The following is a 16041-nucleotide window of genomic DNA, read 5'->3' as shown; positions in this document are numbered from 1 at the left end:
TGATGCCGGCGGCATCACCTGTGGGCTGTCCGTGCCTCATGGTGGCGGCCGTGGCTGGACGTCGAGGCTGAGGCCACCCGACGCGGCATGGTGCTGCGACGGGCTCGAATCATCTCCGAGCCGATCAGCCCCTACATCCGTTACGAGTACGACGGGACCTGCACCAACATCGCCGCTGGCGAGCAGGTCCGATGGCTGCCACGGCGACGCACCGCCGACCTGCTGCTGCCCGGGGTGGATGGACGAACGGCTCGACTACATCTGCGGCCCGACGCTTGATCCCAGCCGGGCAATCCGACGCTGAGGCGGCCGACGCAGCGCCAGTCCTGGACCTTGCCGGCATCGGTCGTACAACACTCGTAATCCCATTGACTCCGATCTTCGTCTTGGGTTTACTGGACCTCACTGTCCTCGATCGAGCGACGCCGCACGTGTGTCGCGGATTTGACAGCCGTCTGGCAATGGCTATCAGGTAACGGGGGAATATGAGCATCGCTGCGCGCGCAGCGACCATCGGCCGATGGTCGCTCGCCCCGGTCGTGCTGCTACGGCAGGCGGGCTTTCCTCTTGCCCTGGCCGACGGCCTTCTCGACCCGGACTGCGCTGGCTACGCCGATGATGTGCTCGATCAGCGCGACACCACGTGGCGCCTTGCCCAGCGCCTCAAAGTTGCCCTGCGTGCAGCGAGGGCCGGGTGGCGCGGCGATCTCGCGTCCGGCGTCGGCATGCTGCGCCCTTTCCACGCGACTGATCTCGACCGGCTGCTGCGCGACCATCCCGGCGCGGTGGCCGGTGCCGCGACGGCATACCAGCAAGCGGCGACCGACCTCGACACCGCCTGGACCGCCTGGATCTCACGGCTTACGGCCGCGATCGACCGGAACCGCCGCGAGGTGATCCGGATTGCCGCGGAACCGGACTTCCAGCAGGTACTCCTGCTGTCCAACGACGCCCGGTACGCCGAGTTCATCGCCTGGCTCGAGCGAGGCGCCACCGGCTCGTCCGGCCACATCCGACGGATGACCGACTTGCTTACCATGTATGTGCAGCGAGTCACGACCAAGAACGAGACCCACTCACACTTCGGGCCGCTGGCGGTGGCTCGGGTGATCCCCGCCGCGACCGGTGTCTCATGGCGTGCCGGTCCGCTGCGCCGCGTCGCGCATCTCTCGCACTGGGCCGGTGAACGGCTCGCCGAGACGTTCAGCGGACGGCCAGGCAACCACGAGTTGGTGCGGCCCCGCCGACGGCCGTTGGCGTTTCTCGACGACGGAAGCCTCGTCCGGTACGCCTTCCGCGCCACCACCGGGATGCCTGACGGCTGGCGGTTCGAGGCCGTCTCCACCACACCGCTCGACGAGGACCAGCGGTGGCTGTGGCAGCACTGCGACGGCACACGCACGATCGGCGAGCTACGGGCGGCTTGGGGCGACCGGCAAACCCACCTGGACGACGTGCTCGACAGCCTGGTCCGGGCCGACCTGCTGATCGACCGCTGGGAAATCCCGATCGGCACCGCGGATCCCCTGCGGGCTCTGGCGGGACTGCTGCCCGACACCGACGACGACGCCCGGTCCGTGGCGTCCTTCCGCGAGCAACTCGACAGGTTCGCCGCCGCCCCCGCCGAACACCGGGCGCCGCTGCTGGCCCGGCTCAAGGAGGACTTCGCCGCCGTCACCGGCACCGTGCCCAACCGTGCCGGTGGTGCCCACTACGCCGACCGCGCAATCTTCTACGAGGAGGCGTACGGCCCAGTCAAGGATCTGCGCCTCGGCGGCGACATGGCCGCGCTGATCGCCGAGGAGCTGCGGATCGTCTACGACCTGGCCCTGACCGGACCCCGAATCCGCGTCCACCGCGAGCGCCGGCTGCTCGGCGAGTGGATGACCAACCGGTTCGGTGCGGGGACGAACGTCGGGCTCGACCGTTTCTACGCCGCGTTCTACGTCGATGCCGACGCCCTCGCCCGCCAATGCGAGCAGGTCGACGAGGAGATCGCGGCAGCCGGGCGCACCATCCTGGCGACCCTGCTGGAGGACTGGCGCCTCGGCGACGCTGAGGCGGTCACCGACCGGAGCCGGCTGGAGCAGACCCTGGCCGCGCTCGCCGTGCCGGAACCGGCGGTATGCAACCCCGACGTAATGATCGCCGCACCCAACGCCGCCGCGATCGGCCGCGGCGAGTTCCTCGCGGTCGTCGGCGACTGCCACGGCGTCCGCGAGGCACTGACCCACTCGAGTTTCGCGCCGCTGATCGCAGCCGAGGCGCCGGACATCCTCGACGAGGTGGTGCGGCGCTACCAGGAGCTGCTCGACGACGACGAACTCCTGGTCGACCTGTCCCGCTCCCACCCGGACAAGACCGGCGCGCAACTGACCTATCCATGCCCCGACCTGGAGGTCTATGGTCGATCGCCCAAGGGGCCCGGCGAGGTCCTGCACCCCGGACAGCTGTTTCTGACCGTCCGCGACGGCCGGCCCGAACTGCGTGCGCACGGAGTCGACCGGCGGCTGAGGCTACTCGCCCCGCTCGCGGGCGGACCCAGCATCCGCCAGGACCCCCTGTCACCGTTCGCGTTCCCCCGGCACTTCGGCGGGATCGGCCTGCACACCGATGACCGCGAACACCTGCCCCGGATTCGCTGCGGCCGAGTCGTGCTGCACCGGGCCCGATGGCGGCTGCCAGCGACCGCGCTGCGTGGCTGGAGCCCGGGCGTGCACCCGGCCTCAGGCGATGCAGCCGAGTTTCTGGCCGCTCGCGATCTGCGACGCCGCCGGGGCATGCCCGACACCGGCTTCGTGAAGATCCCCGGGGAGCCCAAACCCATCTTCGTCGACTGGAGGTCGCCGCTATTGGTGCGGCAGGTGTGCCGGCTGGCGCGTCGAACCGGACGCCCCGTGGACTTCAGCGAGATGTTCCCCGCCCGTACGGACCTCTGGCTCGACCTCGACGGCAAGCGATACACGAGCGAGCTGCGCTGTGCTCTCTTCTCCCGGGGTACCGGCGCGCAGCTCCCCTGACACGCACCCACTGGAGGAACTTTGCTGCGCGGCTGTGTGGTCCAACTGCCCTTCCCATCCACCGCGGCGCCCGACAGCCGCCTGTCCGACTACTACCTCGCCTACGACCAGGCGTTCCGGTCGTTCCTTCCCGAGTACTTCATCCCAGCCGACGGCTTGTGGGAGATGCCACTCTGGGTCGCCCACCTGACGGCTCTACTGGACACCGCCGGCATCGACTCCACGTTTCAGGACCTGTCGCGGATCCCCGCCGACGCCGCCGCCTGCACCGAGCCACTGATGGCCGCGACCAAACCCGGCGACCTGGTGCTGTGCTCCCCGCTGGCGCAGAATTTCCGGCTCGCCCTAGAGGTCGCCGGCCACCTGGAGGCCGCCGGCCGCCGGGTGGTCCTCGGCGGAAACATGGCCCCGCTGGCTCCGGAAGGCTCGGTACACCTGGTGCACCGAGGACAGCTCGACACCAGGTTCGTCCGGCGGCTCGTTGCCCTCGACTACAGCCGCAGGGCCAGCGAGAAACCCTTCGTCAAGGGCCTGTCGGAGGAGCGCATCACCTGGATGCCCGACTACCGGCACCTCGGCGGCTATCGGGGCCAGGTGCCGCTGCTGCGCCTCAACGCCAGCCACGGCTGCCTATACGAGTGCGCTTTCTGCGGTGACGCGTGGAGTAAGAGCCTTACCTTGGTGGATCGCAAGGCCCTGGAGGCCGAGGTCGACGATCTCGCCACCCGATTCCCGGATACCCGGCTGATCTACATCGGCGACAAGACGTTCGGCCAGTCCCGTGAGGCAGTGCGCAACCTCATCGACGTGTTCTGTGACCGACCCGGCTACCGGTTCATCGTGCAGACCCATGTCCTGCAGGTGAAGCAGCAGGTCCTCGACCAGATGCAGGAACTGGGCGTGGTGGCGGTGGAACTCGGCTTCGAATCGGCGGACTCGGGGATGCTCAAGCGGCTGGGCAAGCTGTCGCGCGGACTCGACCACTACACCGGCCGGATCCGCGAGCTCAGCGACGCGGGCTTCAAAGTGGTGCTTAATCTGATGGGCGGCCTCGACGAGGAGACCGAGGAGTCGCACCGGGTGACGCTGGACTGGCTCGACGAGAACCGCGACCGGCTGTGGCTGTTCAACCTTTACAACTTCGTCCCGTACCCCCTGGTACCGGACTTCCCCCGGCTGCGCGGCCGGATCTTCGACTGGGACTTCGCCAACTGGCGCGAAGACGCGCCGGTCGTCTACCGCCCGGCGTACCTGACCCCGCAGCGCAGCTGGGAACTGTTCCACGAAAAGGTCGCCACCGCCCACCGCATCGTCCGCGGCGGGTTGGCAGGTGCCCTCGCCGCAACCAGCGATTCGGAGGCGCGATGAGCGAGCTACCAGATTTTGAGGCCCTACAGAACAGCGTCAAACCTGACGACTTCGAACAGGACCCGCTGCCCGGCTGGGCGGGACTGGGTACGCTGTTCGGCGCGCCCGACGCCCGTGGCGCCACCCCCGATCTCGGCGGGGAAGGCTGGGCCGTGGCCGGCATACCGTTCGACGGCACGGCCAGCTCCCGACCCGGCGCGGCCGAGGGCCCCCGGGCAATCCGCCAGGCAAGCCTGGTCTTCGCCAGCTACCTGAACAGCCTCGGCGAGTGGCAGATGCTGGACACCCGCCGCGGCGACACCTTTCGCTACCGGGCACCCCGGATCGCCGACGTGGGCGACCTGCACACCTACCCCACCAACACGGTCAAGACGTTCCAGGCGGTCGCCGCCGAGGCACGCCGGGTCAGCGCCGCCGCCCCGCACGTTATCTTCCTCAACGGCGACCATTCCTGCACGTTCCCGACGTTCGCCGGGTTCCGGGCCGGCCGGCTCGACAACGGCCCGAAGCGGTTCGGATTCATCAACATCGACCACCACTTCGACTTCGGCAACGTAAATGTGCTGCACGGGCCGCTCTACCACGGGTCGAACTCCCGCCGGATCAGCGAGATTCCCGGCATCCGGCCCGAAGACATCGCATTCGTCGGCGTCGGTGATGTCACCAAGTACGACCAGTTCCGCAGCCTGCTCGACCGGGGCTTCCACGTGGTGCCCGGCGCCCAGATCCGCCGCGACGGCGCGGCGGCCGCGCTTGCCCCGGTGATCGCGCGGCTCGGAGAACAATGCGATACCGTGTACATCTCGCTCGACATCGACGTGCTCGACAGCGCGTCGGCCACCGGCACCGGGCACGTGACCATGGGCGGCATCAGCGTCGGCGAACTGCTAGACGTGTACGAGGAACTGCGCGCATTGCCCGTCGTCGCGCTCGACATCGCCGAGGTCTCCCCCCGCTACGACCCGTCGGGCAGCACCGCCCAGATCGCCGCGCACCTGCTGTTCAACTTCCTGTTCCGCACCGACTCGCAACCCTCCGGACTTGCACCCTGGACCCCCGGCAGTACTCAGGAGCAACGATGAGATTCGCCCCCGCCGCCGCATTCATCGACTGCTCCGACCTGCCGTCGGCCGCCGAGCGGGAACGTCCGGACCTCGCCGACCGGCTCAGCGGCCGGGCCGTCGACCTGCTGCACGACATCGGGTTCGCGGTGTTCCGGATCGGACGGCTGCGGCTGGGCGTCGATGAGAGCCGACGGATCGCCCTGGATCTGGCACAGCGGATCCGCCGGACACTGATTTTCCGCGGTGCTCCCGCAGACATGCGGCTGGAGGTGGATAAGCCCCAGAGCACCTACGTGCCGGCCGGATTCTTCACCCGCACCCTGCTACCCCACCACGACGGCCAGCACTGCTCCTACCTGACGCCCAGCCGGCTGGACATGCCCGAGTGGGACCCGGCCATGCGTGAGTTCGGGACCACCGGATACACCACGACCCCGGCGCACAAGATGTACCAGGGGATCTTCCTGGCCGACCCCGGCGAGGGCTTGAGCGTCACCACGTACTACGACTGGATCTCGATCGTGCACGAGGTGCTGGGCGCACGGGGCATCAAGGACGCCGACGACACGGTCACGGCCGCCCGGTGGCTGGGGGAGAACCTGCGTACGGCCGTGCTGCGCCAGCCGGAGCACGGCTGCCCCTACCCCTCCTATGGCGCGATGCTGGGGTTGGGCGAGACGATGTGGCACGGCCTGTCCTTCCACCATAGCGAGAGCCCGCTGAGTTCGGCGGACGCCGAGCGCTTCCCGGCCGCCGTGCCGCTGTCACGGCGCTGTGCGTGCGGGCGATGCGAGGGCGACGCCGCGCGCCTGTTCTGCCACATGATGCTGTCGGCGACCGGTTCGACGTGGAGCGAGCTGCGCGAGCGCTGGGAGGTCGCCGCCCCCGGTGAACACTGTGACCTGCTGATCGGCCACAACCTAACCATGATTCACGGTGGGTTGCGGGGCGGGCCCGGTCGCGTCCTCGAACCACTGTGCATGGTGGTCGACAAGCCCGAGGGTACCGAGTACGAGCGCTGGCTGTCCGCGGCCTGGCGGCGTTCGCTACCGATGCCGTCGTGACCCGTGGCGTCCCGTCGGCCGTCGCCACTCCGGTCGACCTGCACGTGCACACCTCGCGTTCCGACGGTGACGACGCACCAGCACAGGCTGCGGCGTACTGCCTGGCTGCCGACCTGCGTGTGGTGGCGGTGGCCGACCACAACACGATGAGCGGCATCGCGCCGTTCAGCGCGGCGGTGGGTGGCGCGGCGACCGTCGTGGCCGGCTGCGAGATCACCGCCGATTGGGAGGGTGAGGAGGTGCACTGCCTCGCATACTTCGTCGACCCCGCCGACGCCGCCTTCGCCCGGCGGGTGCGCTCGGTACACGACGCCGAGGCCACCTGGTGGCGAGCCTGGATTGAGCGGGTGCAGGCGATCGGGGTGCCGCTCACCGAGGAAGACGTCGACGCCGCACTCGGCGACGACCGGGTCGCCTACGTGGGCGACTACCTGGCGCTGCTGGCCCGCACCGCTGGCGACGACCCGCGGTTCGCCATCTACGGGCCCGGCACGTACGGCGCCATCGCGCGGGACTGGTGCCGCCCGGGCCAGCCACTGCACGTGCCCGCGCCCTGGCGGCCCGCACTGACCGAGGTCCTGTCGTGGATCGGCGAAGCCGGCGCCGTGGCGGTCCTGGCCCACCCGGCGGCCCTGCTGTCCGCACGCGACGACGCCGCGTGCCGTGTCCTGCTGGACACCTGGGCCGACGCCGGCCTGGCCGGAATCGAAGTGTGGACCAGCTGGCACCGGCCGGCCGACAGTGCCCGGCTGGCACAGCTCAGCGCGGCCGTGGGCCTGCTCGCCACGACCGGCTCCGACTATCACGGCCCACGGCTCAAACCCTGGGTGCCCACGCCGGGTCGGGTCCCGGTCGTGGGCCCCGACCCAATGGCGATCGTTGACGCCCTGCACGAGCGCCGGACCGCCCGCGTGACCAAGGCAGGCACATGACCACTGACACACATCCGGCAAGCGTCGAGATGAACGCGCCCGACCACGCCTGGCATCTGGTGCCGACCGTCGTGCTGCGGCAGGCGGGATATCCGCTGGAGATGCTCGATCCGCTTGTCGACGCCGAACAGGCGTCTCGGGCGGTCTCGCTGACCGAACGCCGTGAGCGTCTGGCCGAACTGGCCGCCACCGCCAAGGCGGTGCTCCGCCGGCACCGTAAGGCTGGCACGCAGCGACTCGCCTCCGAGATCGGGCAGCTCCGCCCGATCACCACCGAGGACCTCGCCCCGGTACTCGACGCCCTGCCCGACACCGAGAGCGGTCCGTTACGCGCGTACCGGGACGCGGCCGCCGCGCTGCACACCGACTGGCAGGTGTTCCGCGACCAGCACCGGGAACGGCTTGACGCCGCCGGCGACGCGGTGGCGCGGGCCTTCATCGAGGACTCTCTGCGCCAGGTGCTGCTGCTGTCCAACGACGCCGCCTATCCCACTCTTGCGGCCTGGCTGGACGGCTACCACGGCGAGCCGGGACGGCACACCCGCAAGATGACCGACCTACTCACCATGTATCTGCAACGGATCACCACCAAGAACGAGACACACTCGCATTTCGGCCCGTTCACGGTGGGCCGGGTCGGCACGACGCCCGGCATCACCTGGACGGGGGAAGGGCCGCTGCGGCGCACAGCGTTCTTCACCCACTGGGCGGCCGAACGGCTCGCGCTCGCCGCCGGGGAGATGCCCGGCATGCTCGACCACGTCCGGCCCCGCCGGCGACCACTCACGTTCCTACGTGACGGTCGCATCGAGGCGTACGCCTTCACTACCCGCGACGGTCTGGACGCCGAGTGGCACTTTCGACAGCAAGGCGACTGGGACGTGACACCCGGTGAACAGTGGCTGTGGGAACGCGCCGTGGGCGCTCGTACCGTCGCCGACCTGCGCGCGGAATGGCCATTCCCGGAACCTTTCGAGGAGGTCTTGCGGCGTGCCGTGGACGATAAGTGGCTCACGGCCGAGTTCGAGGTGCCGGTCGGCGACGCCGCGCCGCTGCGCCGCCTGCGGGAGCTGCTGCCTCACGACGCCGCGCACGCCGCGCCGATGCTGGCCGCCGTCGACGCGTTCGAACAGGACCTGCTGCATTTCTCGGCCGCGCCCCCGGCCCAGCGCCCCGCCGTGCTAACCGCAGCCAAGCGGCGTTTCGAGGAGCTGACCGGGGTGCCCGGCAACCGCAACAGTGGCCTGCACTACGCCGACCGCAGCATCCTGTTCGAGGAGGCGCACAGCCGGCTGCGCGGGCTGACCATCGGACCCGACGTGGCCGACTTTCTCACCACCGAGCTCGCCGTCGTCTATGAGCTCGTGCTGGCTGGGCCGCGCCTGCGGATGCGGCGTGAACGCGAGGTGCTCACCCGGTGGGTGCGCGACACGTTCGGCACCGGCGTGGAGGTGCCACTTGACCGCCTGTACGCCTGCTCGTTCGCCGACCTGGATCGGCTGGCCCGCGACTGCGCGCCGATCGAGGCGGAACTGGTCGAGCTGGACGAGGTGATCCTGCACGCGCTGATCGGGCCGGACACCGACCGCCCGGAGGTGGTGGTTCCCCGGGACGTACTGGAGGGGATCATCGCGGCGCACCCGGCCGACCCGCCCGCGTTGTGCAACCCCGATGTCCTGTTCGCCGCCCCGAGCCAGGCCGCGTTGGCGCGCGGCGCGTTCACCGCCGTGATCGGCGACTGCCATGCGGTCCGTGAAGTAATCACGCACACCAGCTTCGGTCCCCTGGTGCAGGAGCTCGACCCGCGCCTGCTGCCGGAGGTGTACCGGGGGTACCAGTCGCTGCTCGACGGCGACGAGATCCTGGTCAACCTGTCCCGCGGGCACCCGGACAAGTCCTCCACCCAGCTGGTCTACCCCTGCCACGATCTCGAAGTGTTCGGGCGTTCGGCGCAGGATCGCGACCTGGTTCTGCAGCCCACCCAGCTGTACCTGATCATCAATGGCGGGCGCCTGGAACTGCGGGCCCACCACGTCGAGGGACGGTTGCGGCTGATGGCGCCGCCAGCCGGAGGCCCAAGCATCCTTCAGGATCCGCTGTCACCGTTCGCCTTTCCGCGCCATTTCGGCGGCGTGGCATTGCGGGCCGCCTCCCTGACGCACGTGCCCCGTATCCGGTGCGGGCGGGTGATCCTGCAACGGGAGACCTGGCGGGTGCCGTCCGAGCGGCTGCGTGGTGTGACCCTCTCCGGCGACCGGATCGCCGCCGATGACGCTGCGGAATATCTCGCGGCGTGCCGGCTGCGCGCCGAGTTGGGCCTGCCGCGTCACGTCTTCGTCAAGGCGCCCGGTGAGCCCAAACCCGTCTACGTCGACTGGGAGGCGCCGCTGCTGGTACGCCAGCTGTGCCGGATCGCCCGTCGCGGCGCGGGGCTTTTGGAGGTGTCCGAGATGCTGCCGTCCCCGGACGAGCGGTGGTTCGAGACCGGCGGCGTCCGGTACACGACCGAGCTTCGGTGCGCGCTGTTTTCGGCCGGGTGGCACGGGTGACGACCGGTGCCCCGATGAGGTCGCGGACGGCGTACCGGCGACTGGTGGCCGCGGTTGGCGTCTCCGGGGTCGGTGACGGCGTCCGGTTCGCTGCGCTGCCGCTGCTGGCCGCTGCGGTGCTCGACGACGGATTCCAGGTGGCCGTGGTCACTGCGGCCACCACCGTTCCCTGGCTGCTGTTCGGACTGCCGGCGGGCGTGTACGCCGACCGTGTCGAGCGACGCCGGCTGATGGTACTGGCCGACGTGCTGCGCATGGCGACGATGAGCGCCGCGGTGCTGCTGCTGATCGCGGGATGGATGTCGTTCTGGCCGCTGGTGGGGGTGGCGCTGCTGCTCGGTATCGGTGAGGTGGTCTTTGACTGCGCCTCGTTCGCCTACCTGCCGCGAGTGGTGGCTGCCGAGGATCTGGAGACGGCCAACGGCCGGCTGTTCGCTGTGCAGACGATCGGCCGCGACCTGCTGGGCCATCTACTCGGTGGGGTGCTGTTCGCGGTCGGCCGGACGGTGCCCTTCGTACTGGACGCGGTGTCGTTTGCCGGGTCCGCGCTGGTGCTGCGCGGGCTGCCGGACGCCCGGCCGGATCCGGGCTCTAGGACGAAGCCCGATCTGGTGGCCGAGATCCGCCAGGGCATCGAATTTCTGCTCCGGGATCGGCTGCTGCGCCTGATCACGGTGTCCGCCGGACTCATCAACGCGGTTTACCTCGGCCAAGTCGCGGTGTTTGTCTTACTCGTCCGCGACGTTCTGGACCTGCCGTCGGCGGCGTACGGCGCGCTGGTGGCCGGCGGCGCGCTCGGTGGGGTACTCGGCGGTGTGGTCGCGGCGCGGGCCGCCCGGCGGTTCGGCCGTGCGTCAACACTCGGCGCCAGCCTGGCACTGATCGGCCTCGCCGGGGTTGGAGTGGCGGCCACCCGTGAGGTGATCGTGGTGGCGCTGGCGTACGCCGCATCGGGTATGGGGGCTATGATGTGGAATGTCATAGCTGTGTCGTTGCGCCAGGGCGTGATCCCCGACCACCTGTTAGGCCGCACCACGGGCGCATACCGGCTGGTCGCGTGGGGCATGATGCCGGTGGGCGCGCTCGCACTGGGCGCGATCGGTGACGCCGCCGGCCCGCGCGCGGCCTTCCTTACCGGCGGGGCGCTGCTACTGGTGCTCTGCCTGGCCGTCGTTCCCGTGCTACGGCGCGACCCCCGTACCCGCTGAGGAAACCGATGACCGAACACGATGTCCTGCGCGCTCACCTCACCTCCCGCTGGAAGCTCGACGATCTGCAACTGGTCGGCCAGGGCCTGGAGTTCACCGTCTTCCGAGCAGTGGCGCCCGACGGCTGCCCGGTCGCTCTGCGGCTGGCCGGGCAGCGCTTCTCCTCGAACGTCAACGATCCGCACGTGGACGTCCGGAACTTGCTGATCCAGGAGTACCGGATCACTCGGCATCTGGCCGCAGCCGGGTTCGCGGTGGCCGAGCCGATCGAGTTGCACCTGTCCGACCACGACGGTGAACCCGACATGCTCATGGCGCGGTACGTCCCCGACGACGGCAGCCGACTCGACGGTCGCCTGCTCGGATCTACCCTGGCCCGGCTGCACCGTCTCCCGCCACCGCCGCTGACTCCGGTGGCAGCGGAGGAAACCGGCACTCCCCAGGTGCTCACCGCCCGTGTCCTGCGCCGCTGGGCCGAGGTAGGATGCCTGATCAGTGACTGGCCCGCACCGCCGGCCGCGTCCGCGCTGAGCGCGGCACTCGACCGGATCGGCACGGCCGGGCTGGTCCACCTCGACGTGCGCAGCGCCAACGTCCGGCGGTGCAACGGCCGCGTCGAGGCGCTGCTGGACTGGTCCAACACCCTGCTGGGCGACGCCACCGTGGAGTTCGGCCGGCTCATCGAGTACGCCCGCTACCCGGAAAACGAACTCGACCTGGCCGACATCCGCGACGGCTACGTCCGCACCAGCCCACTCCCGCCCGACGACGACCCGGCGACGCTGGCCTGCCGCCTCGACGCCGCCCTGATGCTCGCCCTGGTCTTCCTCTCCGAAGCGCCGGATCCGCTGCGTGGCCCGGCCGCCGCCGACCACGCCCGCGAACTCGGCGAACGGTTCGCCGCCTCTCTCTCCCTACAGGAGCACCCATGGTCAACCTGACCCGCATCTACACCAAGACCGGTGACACCGGTACGACCGCTCTCGGCGACATGAGCCGGGTCGGCAAGACCGACAGCCGCTTGCAGGCCTACGCCGACGTGGACGAGACGAACTCGGTCATCGGCGTAGCGATCGCCGTCGGTGGCCTCGACGCCGACGTGCGGACCCTCCTGGAACGCATCCAGAACGACCTGTTCGACGTCGGTGCCGACCTGTGCACGCCGACCTCCCCGCCCGACCCCGCGATGCCACAGCTGCGCGTCAACGTCGGGTACGTTACCTTCCTCGAAGGGCAGTGTGATCACTACAACGAGGCCCTGACCAAGCTGCGCAGCTTCGTTCTGCCCGGCGGGACACCTGGCGCCGCGTTCCTGCACCAGGCCCGTACCGTGGCCCGCCGCGCCGAACGCTCCACCTGGCAGGCCCTGTCCGAGTACCCCGGCACAATGAACCGCGACACGGCCCAGTACCTTAACCGGCTTTCGGACCTGCTGTTCATCCTGGCTCGCCACGCCAACCGGGACCAGGGCGACATCCTGTGGAAGCCGGGCGCCAACCGCTGAGGTAGGGGCGTTGCTAACGAACGTGTGAACAGGGTGTCACGCACCGGGTTTGATGGAGACATCGAAACCTGGAAGGAGCACCAGCGATGCCCGCACCGAAGAAGTACTCCGACGAGCTGCGTGAGCGCGCGACCCGGTTGGCGGTCGAGGCCCGCCGGGACCCGGCGTCCGCGGTGGGCGCGATCCGGCGGATCGCTGACCAGCTCGGGGCCCATCCCGAGGCGTTGCGGGTCTGGGTGAAGCAGGCCGAGACCGACACCGGAGGGCGGCCGGGCACCACCAGCGGCGACGCCGGCCCCAGTGGCAGCGCGTTACGGCAGGCCCGGCAACGACTCGGGCCGGCCCCGCAGGGTACGGCGATGTCCGGGGTGAAACGGCAGTACATGGGCTGCGCCGGTCGGGTCTCCAAAAGGCATCAACACGGTCTACCTGGCCTACGCGCGGGAACGGACCGGCCACGCCCGGATCACCGCCCGGCAGTGGATCCCCGCCGAGCAAGTCACCGACCCGGATACCGCCGCGCGGACCGGGCTGCCCCGCACGCGGAGTTCCGCACGAAGGGCCAACTCGCGATCGACCTGTGCACTCACGCGTACGCCGACCTGCCCAAGGTCGTCGACACGATGCAGCGCCTGGCGCTGCTCTGGTGTCCCGAACTGCCTCAGCTCAAACGGGCCGAGCGGCGATGGGCGGCGTACGTCGAGCCGGCCGATCTGCCCCTGCTGCGCGGTGACACCCTCCTGCACACCGACTGCAGCCCGGACAACGTGCTCATCGACGGAGACGCGGCCCGCCTGATCGACTGGGCATGGCCGACGCTCGGCGCTGGGTTCATCGACCCGAGCTGTCTGATCGTGCGCCTGATCTTTGCCGGCCACAGCCCGGAGCAGGCCGAAGCGTGCATGAGCCCAGCTTCGGCCTGGACCAGTGCCCCGACCCGGACTGTCGATGTCTTCGCGTCCGCCCTCGCCCGGATGTGGGCGCAGATCGCCGCCGCCGACCCGAACCCCTGGAAGAACGGTATGGCCAAGGCTGCCCTGGCATGGGAAGCACACCACCGCGCCAAGTTGCGAATGACAGAGAGTAGTGAGTCTTGATCATCAGGTGATCGACCGGAATGATCTACCCATGCCGGCCGATCGTCATATGTCGATGAGAAGACCCTGGGGACTGTTATCCGCCGGCTTGGCCGGATGCTCGCCGCCTGCGCCCTCGTCGCCGCCACCGCCCTCGCGGGCGTTGTCGTAACAGGTGGCGCGGCCCACGCAGACGGCTGCTACACGTGGGGACGCACCCTCTCCCAGGGGATGTCCGGTAATGACGTCAAGCAGCTGCAGATCCGCGTCTCGGGCTACCCGGGCTACGGCGCGGTGCTCGCCCTCGACGGGGCGTACGGCCCGGCCACCCGGTCTGCGGTGATCCGCTTCCAGCAGGCCGACGGCCTCGCCGCCGACGGCGTCGCCGGCCCGCGGACCTTCAACAAGATCTACCAGCTCCAGGACAACGACTGCACGCCGGCCAACTTCAGCTACGCCGAGCTGAACAACTGCAACAGCAGCTGGTCCGGTGGCGCGGTGTCCGCCAGCACCGCCAAGTTCAACGCCCTCGTGTCGATGTGGAAACTGCAGGCCATGCGGCGTGCGCTCGGCAACGTACCGCTCTATGTCAGCAGCGGCTTCCGCAGCTACTCCTGCAACAGCGCGGTCGGCGGCGCCTCCAACAGCCGGCACCTGTACGGCGACGGCGTTGACCTGGTCGGCTCGCCCTCGTTCTGTCGGATCGCCCAGCAGGCCCGCTACCACGGCTTCAGCAACATTCTCGGCCCCGGCTACCCCGGCCACAGCGACCACACCCACCTGGGCGCCACGCCGAGCCGGTCCTGGTCCGCGTCGAGCTGCGGCATCTGAGGGGATCACCGGCGGTCAGGGCCGGCCACCCGGTGCCGGGACCCTGGATCACGCGCCTACCGGACACAATGAACAGATGGACACCGTCGCGCAGCTGACCATCGTCCGCCACGGGCAGAGCACCGCGAACGCGGCCTTCGCCGACGCCCACGCCCGAGGTCTGGCCGACCACGGCCTCACCGGCCGCGACGCCGACATCGAGCTGACCGCGCTCGGCTGGCAGCAGGCCACCCACCTCGGTCGCTGGCTCGCCACCCGACCCGCCGACCAGCGGCCCGACGTGGTTGTCTGCTCCCCGTACCTGCGGGCCCGTCAGACCTGGACCCGCGTGGCCGGCACCGCCGCCGCGCTCGGCGTACCGTGCCCGGAGGCGGTCGTCGACGCGCGGTTGTGCGACCGGCTGATGGGTGACCTCGAACTGTTCACCCCGCTGATGATCACCCAGCGGTTTCCGGCCGAGGCCGCCCGGCTCGCCGCAGACGGGCCGTACGCCTACCGCCCGCCCGGCGGTGAGACGTTCGGCGACGTCGTCGCGCGCGTCAAGGCCGTCCTGGCCGGGCTGGAGCGTGATCACGCCGGCCGGCGTGTCCTGGTCGTCGCCCACGACGCGGTGGTCATCGCGGCCCGGCACATCCTCGACGGCCTGCCGTTCACCGAACTTGACGCGATCATCGCGACCACGCCGGTCGCCAACGCGTCGATCACCCGCTACGTCGCCACCGGTGACGGCCTCGAACTGGTCGAGTTCGCCACCACCGCCCACCTGCCGCCGTGACTTCTACTGCCACTCAGGCTGACGGGCGGCGCAGCCGATAGCGCAGGTGAAGGACCCGGTTGCCCTGAATGATCACGTCAGGATCGTCCAGGAGGTGCTGTGTGTCGACCGACCCGAAGAAGCGTTTGCCGGACCCGAACACGACGGGTACGACGTCCATGCGTACCTCGTCGACCAGGCCTGCGGCGAGCGCCTGGCCGCCGACGTCGCCTGCGGCGACCTCGACCAGACGGTCGCCGGCGAGCTCCTGCGCCGTGGCAACGGCCGCCTCGACGCCGTCGACGAAGTGGAACGGCGCCTCCGGGTCCCAGCCCTCCGGGGCCGGCCGGTGTGTCACGACGACCACATGCTCGACCCCGGCCGGAGGCGTGCCGCCCCAGCCGTCCGTCATGTCGAAGACGTGCCGGCCGACGATCGTCACCCCGATCTGGTCCCAGTACGGCCGGATGTAGTCGTAGGAGATCTGCGACACCGTCAGGCCGCCGCTGTCGTCCAACGGGACGTCACCGCTGGACAGCCAGTCGAACAGCGGTCCGGGCTGGTCCTTGACGTCGGCGATGAAGCCGTCCACCGACACCGAGCTGTACATGACCACCGTGCCCACGGGCTCTCCTCTGCGTCCGGATGCCTCAAGTTAGCGTGCCGTGAGC

General features: G+C 69.9%; 13 protein-coding genes and 2 pseudogenes. 14 read left to right on the top strand and 1 reads right to left on the bottom strand.

Annotation, left to right across the window (positions count from 1 at the left end; all coding sequences use genetic code 11):
• Positions 1-18: 18 nt before the first annotated feature.
• The 14 genes and pseudogenes from ACXAHD_RS06905 to ACXAHD_RS06840 all read left to right on the top strand — a co-directional run bounded on the left by ACXAHD_RS06905 (position 19) and on the right by ACXAHD_RS06840 (position 15391).
• Positions 19-279, top strand: a complete 261-nt coding sequence (locus tag ACXAHD_RS06905) for a DUF6879 family protein (protein ID WP_353850373.1) — start codon at positions 19-21, stop codon at positions 277-279.
• A 206-nt stretch (positions 280-485) separates the two neighbouring features.
• A complete protein-coding gene (locus ACXAHD_RS06900) occupies positions 486-3020 on the top strand; it encodes a lantibiotic dehydratase (protein ID WP_289212845.1) in 2535 nt (844 codons plus the stop codon).
• Positions 3021-3056: 36 nt separating this feature from the next.
• Positions 3057-4388 (top strand): B12-binding domain-containing radical SAM protein, encoded by a 1332-nt coding sequence (locus ACXAHD_RS06895; RefSeq protein WP_475049225.1) that lies wholly within the window; start codon positions 3057-3059, stop codon positions 4386-4388.
• Positions 4385-5470: an agmatinase family protein gene (locus ACXAHD_RS06890; RefSeq protein WP_281554894.1), complete on the top strand. Its 1086-nt coding sequence runs from the start codon at positions 4385-4387 to the stop codon at positions 5468-5470. Before ACXAHD_RS06895 ends, ACXAHD_RS06890 begins: the two co-directional genes overlap by 4 nt.
• Positions 5467-6516, top strand: coding sequence for a hypothetical protein (locus ACXAHD_RS06885; protein WP_289212844.1), 1050 nt, complete (start codon positions 5467-5469; stop codon positions 6514-6516). Before ACXAHD_RS06890 ends, ACXAHD_RS06885 begins: the two co-directional genes overlap by 4 nt.
• Positions 6513-7448 carry a PHP domain-containing protein gene (locus tag ACXAHD_RS06880; protein ID WP_281554892.1) on the top strand — a complete coding sequence of 312 codons (936 nt, stop codon included), beginning with the start codon at positions 6513-6515 and terminating at the stop codon, positions 7446-7448. The genes ACXAHD_RS06885 and ACXAHD_RS06880 overlap by 4 nt, the downstream gene beginning before the upstream one ends.
• Positions 7445-9997, top strand: a complete 2553-nt coding sequence (locus ACXAHD_RS06875) for a lantibiotic dehydratase (RefSeq protein WP_289212843.1) — start codon at positions 7445-7447, stop codon at positions 9995-9997. Before ACXAHD_RS06880 ends, ACXAHD_RS06875 begins: the two co-directional genes overlap by 4 nt.
• Positions 9998-10011: 14 nt before the next feature.
• Entirely contained in the window at positions 10012-11205 is a 1194-nt protein-coding gene (locus ACXAHD_RS06870) for an MFS transporter (protein ID WP_475049220.1), read from the top strand.
• Positions 11206-11213: 8 nt separating this feature from the next.
• Positions 11214-12146 (top strand): phosphotransferase family protein, encoded by a 933-nt coding sequence (locus ACXAHD_RS06865; RefSeq protein ID WP_281554889.1) that lies wholly within the window; start codon positions 11214-11216, stop codon positions 12144-12146.
• Positions 12134-12709 carry a cob(I)yrinic acid a,c-diamide adenosyltransferase gene (locus tag ACXAHD_RS06860; RefSeq protein WP_281554888.1) on the top strand — a complete coding sequence of 192 codons (576 nt, stop codon included), beginning with the start codon at positions 12134-12136 and terminating at the stop codon, positions 12707-12709. The genes ACXAHD_RS06865 and ACXAHD_RS06860 overlap by 13 nt, the downstream gene beginning before the upstream one ends.
• A gap of 86 nt (positions 12710-12795) precedes the next feature.
• Positions 12796-12975: pseudogene (locus ACXAHD_RS06855) on the top strand (transposase); the annotation flags it as partial.
• 75 nt (positions 12976-13050) lie between these two features.
• A pseudogene (locus ACXAHD_RS06850) lies at positions 13051-13311 on the top strand (transposase); the annotation flags it as partial.
• A 591-nt stretch (positions 13312-13902) separates the two neighbouring features.
• Positions 13903-14616: a D-Ala-D-Ala carboxypeptidase family metallohydrolase gene (locus tag ACXAHD_RS06845; protein WP_289212841.1), complete on the top strand. Its 714-nt coding sequence runs from the start codon at positions 13903-13905 to the stop codon at positions 14614-14616.
• Positions 14617-14692: 76 nt separating this feature from the next.
• Positions 14693-15391 (top strand): histidine phosphatase family protein, encoded by a 699-nt coding sequence (locus tag ACXAHD_RS06840; protein WP_281554885.1) that lies wholly within the window; start codon positions 14693-14695, stop codon positions 15389-15391.
• Positions 15392-15404: 13 nt separating this feature from the next.
• On the opposite strand, the gene ACXAHD_RS06835 is transcribed toward ACXAHD_RS06840, so the two are convergent.
• The gene (locus ACXAHD_RS06835; RefSeq protein WP_281554884.1) at positions 15405-15995 is read right to left on the bottom strand and encodes a dihydrofolate reductase family protein; all 591 of its coding nucleotides are present in this window, start codon (positions 15993-15995) and stop codon (positions 15405-15407) included.
• Positions 15996-16041 lie beyond the last annotated feature (46 nt).

The organism is Micromonospora sp. ABR4_055, assembly GCF_056160425.1.
Note: the sequence above shows the minus strand (reverse complement) of the source record. Positions and strands in the feature narration are given on the sequence as shown.